The organism is Accumulibacter sp., from assembly GCF_029255145.1.
Classification (GTDB): Bacteria; Pseudomonadota; Gammaproteobacteria; order Burkholderiales; family Rhodocyclaceae; genus Accumulibacter.
The window spans coordinates 1-4410 of sequence record NZ_JAPUVQ010000112.1 but is presented as its reverse complement, the minus strand read 5'-3'; the positions used below and the strand labels follow the sequence as shown (position 1 = coordinate 4410).

The following is a 4410-nucleotide window of genomic DNA, read 5'->3' as shown; positions in this document are numbered from 1 at the left end:
GGCCATTCCCCCCTTGCATTGCGACGCTCAATGCCAACGGTCAAACCCCATGTTCCTTGCCGGCCGGAACTGGCCGGAAGGCTGACTGCGAGTGTACGGGTGTGGCGTGAACCAGGGTGACACGGTGATGATGCGGATGTGATTCGACGTCTGGTGCTGCGCTTAATGCCGCCTGCGATCTGGCGTGTGATCTGACTCCCATTCGGAATCGCTGCGGCTGCGCTGCAGAATCAATGCGGCGTTCACTCTCCCATGCTGCTGCGCTGGTAGCGCATACAGCTTAGTCAACGCCCAGCCAATTTGCCAAGGTCCGACGAACATCGTGTTCAGGCGCGAAGGCCGGTTTCCCTCGCGGTGTGCTCTCGGCTGTTCCGTGGTCAACACGGCACGCGGCGAGCGCTGCGTGCTCGCTTTCCTGCTATCCTGTCTGACGTGATTGTCAGCAAGAAGTTGCTGCATGTCAACAACTTCTTGCTGACATTGTCTGCTCGCCCTGCCTGGAATCGATAGCGATGTCTGAAACCCCAGCCAATACTGCCTCGCAGGATTCTGCGAAGACGCCGGAAGTGGCCTACGATCTGGCGCCGGTGGCCGATTTCGCAACGGGCGCGCTTGCTGCGCGCCTGAAAGAGCTGATCGGCACGCAATCGGTGGCGTCGTTTTCGCGGCAGTGCGGGATCGCCGAATCGGTCTTGCGAACCTACCTCCGAGACGGCCGGATGCCGCCTCTGGACAAGGCTTTCGCGATCGCCGCGGCGGCGGGCGTGACGGTCGATTGGTTGGCCACCGGGCACGGCGCGGGCGTCGCCGCCGAAGCCAGGGCAGCGTACGCGGCGAAGCAGCTGACAACGGGCAATCGCGAGCTGCCGGTGATCGATGCCGCGGTCCTCGAAGGCATCCTGAAGGCGGTGTTGACCGCCCAGGGCGCGCAGGCCTCGCCGGCGCAGCTCGCGGCACTGGTCGTCGATCTTTACCAGCGCGCGCTGAATGCCGGCGACCATTAGGCGCTCGGCCGCGGGGCTGGTCGCGCAGCGCCTCCGGCCTTGCTCACGGCGGGTTCAAACCGATCTGCAGCAGCACCTGACGAGCTGGTTCGGTCAGCGTGTCATGTCCTGCTCCGGCGCGGCCCGGTGTGGCCGGAACTGTGCGCCCGCTTCAACAGTGGCAGGCGAGCGAGCGGGGAGGCTCAGCCATCGTTGGTTCCGAACGTCGACGGGCGGCGCTGACTGCCACCTTGCGGCAGCGACCGGAGACGCAGTTCGTCCACTCCTTGCTGGTGACCTCGGTCGTAGTCCGGTGAACGGTAATCCAGGTCGCGGGCGCCGATCATGGCGTCGCGATAGCCGCGTTCGTACTCTGACGCTGCGGCCCCCCCCGTACGGCCCGCCCAAGGTGGAGAGGCAGGCGCTTGCCGCGAAGATGCTGCTGAAGGCGGCCAGAATGGCCAAAGGCTTGTTGTACCGAGACATGGTTTCTCCATGCGGATAGGGGTAAATCTGAAACCGGGATCTCGCCGTCATCGAGATCGTGGCGTACATTCTTGCCCGCTGCCTGGCGTGTTGTCCTCCGCCCGGTCACAGCATCTTCGCCAGCCGGGAGGCGGGCAGGCCTGTTATCCTGTGCCGATGAACATCGTAACTCATTCCGCTGCCGCGCCTGGCCGTCTCGCGCTGAGCCGGAACGGTCATCGGAGCGGACCGAGGCGTGCTCGATGGGGCACCGAGCGATGAATTACACCTTTGCTTCGGCGACCATCCTGCTGATCCTGATCACCGACCCGATCGGCAATATCCCGATCTTCGCCAACGCGCTGCGCCACGTTGCCCCTGAACGGCGATCGTGGGTGATCCTGCGCGAGGTGCTGATTGCCTTTGTTCTGCTGCTGCTCTTCATGTTTGTCGGCGATGGCTTCCTGCGGCTGATGAACCTGAGCGAATTGTCCTTGCAGATCGGCGGCGGTGTGATCCTCTTTCTGATCGCGCTGCGCATGATCTTCCCGCAGCCGGCTGTGAACACCCCCGACACCGTGGGTGAGCCGCTGATCGTGCCACTGGCGATTCCGGCCATCGCCGGGCCGTCGGCACTGGCCACCGTCCTCCTGCTGGTCTCGCAGGCGCCTGACCGACGCATGGAATGGATCGGCGCGCTGTGCATCACGATGGCCGTCAGTGCTGTCGTGCTGGTTCTTGCCGAGCGCATCCAGCGGGTCGCCGGCGACCGCTTCGTGGTTGCCCTCGAACGGCTGATGGGCCTGGTGCTGGTGGCGATGTCGATCGAAATGATGCTGCGCGGCTTCAAGACCTTCGTGACCCAGTTGGCGATCGGCTGATTTTCAGCGGCTCCTCGGAGTGCTCGCAGCAGGGGACTTGAAGCGGAAAGCCTCCGCACGGACCTCGCCAGACATTCTCCGCCTGGCACGCGGTTCTATTTCGATTGCGGTGGTGCTGCCACTGGTTGCGAGGCAGGTGAACCTGTGCTTTCCAGACCCGTCGTCGTCGCAGGTGATGGAGGGGTCCCTTCGCAATGGATGCCGGTTCAGGGTGAGGCTGCTGCCATACCAAGGCCCAAGCCGGCACTCGGAAAGAGGCGGGTGGGTGGCGAGTGACCGCGCACTCGTAGCGAAACAAAGTCCGATGGTGAGTGTCGGAATTTCTTACATAGGCTGTGAACGAGGCGGCTGCCCGCGGTGAATAAGTGGCCATGAAGCGATAGAAGCGCATTAATTCAGTTGCATGGCGCGGCGTTTGAGATGTCTGGCACGATTGATGCTTTGCGTAGGTGTGATCGGCGATGTCGCCGTCAAGCGGTAGCATCAGAGCACCCGCCAATCTGCCAATGTACCGAATACAGGAGGTCGCCATGTTCAAACCACTATCAATACTTTCCCTGTCCTTGCTTGCAGCGAACGTGTCACATGCTGCATTGGTCACCGATCCGGACGACGCGCGTTCCTGGCAGGGCGCCACGGTGGGCACTTTCGCTGCACTTTACTACGGCTCCAACACTCTGGCGAACCGTCAGTTGGTGGTTAGCAATCAACTCCTGGACGACGGCCATTTCAATCCAGCCGGTTTTGCCGCCGCGCAGTTCATCAAGTACAACGGTGTTGACCTCGTTGCAAACCCGGGTTTCGGTAGTTACGGCACTTCGCTCGACCAGCCAAACGTGAATGATGTCAACGATGGCACCTACAATTACACGTTCGTCGGGTCGGGAGCCGCTGTCGGCGGTAGCAGCGTCGATCAGCACTGGGTGCAGACTGATAACACGGTCGGCAACTCGATTTGGGATCTCGGATTCCAGGCCACCAAGGCCGCCGTTTTCAACACCATCGACCATGGCCCATTGCCACAGGAAGCAATCGAATCAACGGTCTACCTGTCCAACGACAAAATCAACTGGACCCAGGCAGTTACCGAGCGCGTCTGGCTTGAAGGCATCTACGCTGACACCACGGTGATCTGGGACGGATTTGCGTATGCCGTGGGCACTGGCACTAGCGCGACCTTCCGCTATGCGTCCGTGATTTGGGGCGGTCCCGGTGCCTTGCAGGCTGATGGTGACAACGAAATCAACGGCATCATGGGTCTGGAAGCGAATTTTCAGCCACCCTCACCCGGGATTCCCGAGCCAGTCTCTCTGGCGCTGCTGGGATTCGGTTTGGCCGCTCTCGCAGGCAGCCGTCGCCGCCGTAGCGCGTAGTTGAGCGCTACGCAGGATTTCCTTCCTCACCGGCGTGACCGCGACGTACCTCTGCTGGTCTTTCGGGCGCCAGCCTGGCGCTTGGACAGGATCTTTCGATGGTGCTTGCCGAGCGCCGTGGGCTCGCTCTCAAGCACATGACCGGCCCGGTCCTGGTCGCCATGTCAGTGGTTGCGCTTCAGCGTGTAGAACTCGGCCGTGCTTGCTCGGGCGCGTAGCGGTTGGCGTATTCGACGATGCTGGCGGCTGGGCGTGGCACGAAGTCTTCGCGGTAGAAGTCGAGAATTTCGCTTAGCCAGACGGTGCGATTGGCGACAGCAAGGCGGAAGTTCTCGTGGCGCGCAAGGAAAGCCAGCGTCTCGCGGTCTAGCTGGGCGTCGGGCCCGGCGGCGGTGAATGGCACGCGCGGATCGTCGCGTGCCCGCGTGTACGGCCGGATGACGTCTTTCTCGAAGCTGTACGGCGACATCGTGCGGCTGCCGATATCGAGTTTGCGAATCACGAAAAATCTGAGCCTGTGCCAACCAGCATGGGTTTCCGGGATGCCGGCTTCGACAACGTTGAACATCGACAGCGCGTTGTACCTTGACGCTCTCCGGAGCTGACCCGCCCTTGCTCACCAAAGCTGACCCATCAAGCGTGACCCAGTGGGCCCTGGTTGAGGTCCGCAGCGGTTCCCGGGAGCCGAACTTCGTAGCTCCCCAAGCT

Annotated in this window: 4 protein-coding genes; 3 read left to right on the top strand and 1 reads right to left on the bottom strand. The window is 62.2% G+C overall.

Features of this window, described 5'->3' with window-relative positions; genetic code table 11:
• Nucleotides 1-512 precede the first annotated feature (512 nt).
• From Q1L50_RS12130 to Q1L50_RS12120, 3 genes are all read left to right on the top strand, one after another.
• Nucleotides 513-1004 (top strand): helix-turn-helix domain-containing protein, encoded by a 492-nt coding sequence (locus Q1L50_RS12130; RefSeq protein ID WP_300339113.1) that lies wholly within the window; start codon nucleotides 513-515, stop codon nucleotides 1002-1004.
• A gap of 722 nt (nucleotides 1005-1726) precedes the next feature.
• Nucleotides 1727-2329, top strand: a complete 603-nt coding sequence (locus Q1L50_RS12125) for a MarC family protein (protein WP_300339111.1) — start codon at nucleotides 1727-1729, stop codon at nucleotides 2327-2329.
• A gap of 530 nt (nucleotides 2330-2859) precedes the next feature.
• Nucleotides 2860-3702 carry a PEP-CTERM sorting domain-containing protein gene (locus Q1L50_RS12120; RefSeq protein WP_300339109.1) on the top strand — a complete coding sequence of 281 codons (843 nt, stop codon included), beginning with the start codon at nucleotides 2860-2862 and terminating at the stop codon, nucleotides 3700-3702.
• 178 nt (nucleotides 3703-3880) lie between these two features.
• Here Q1L50_RS12120 and Q1L50_RS12115 read toward each other — a convergent pair whose 3' ends face one another.
• On the bottom strand, nucleotides 3881-4270 hold the full coding sequence (locus Q1L50_RS12115; RefSeq protein WP_300339108.1) for a hypothetical protein: 390 nt from the start codon (nucleotides 4268-4270) through the stop codon (nucleotides 3881-3883).
• Nucleotides 4271-4410: the final 140 nt, after the last annotated feature.

Excerpts from the sequence above, each read along its gene's own strand:
- Q1L50_RS12130 (WP_300339113.1), top strand. The coding sequence starts at position 513 with ATGTCTGAAACCCCAGCCAATACTGCCTCGCAGGATTCTGCGAAGACG.
- Q1L50_RS12125 (WP_300339111.1), top strand. The coding sequence starts at position 1,727 with ATGAATTACACCTTTGCTTCGGCGACCATCCTGCTGATCCTGATCACC.
- Q1L50_RS12120 (WP_300339109.1), top strand. The coding sequence starts at position 2,860 with ATGTTCAAACCACTATCAATACTTTCCCTGTCCTTGCTTGCAGCGAAC.
- Q1L50_RS12115 (WP_300339108.1), bottom strand. The coding sequence starts at position 4,270 with ATGTTCAACGTTGTCGAAGCCGGCATCCCGGAAACCCATGCTGGTTGG.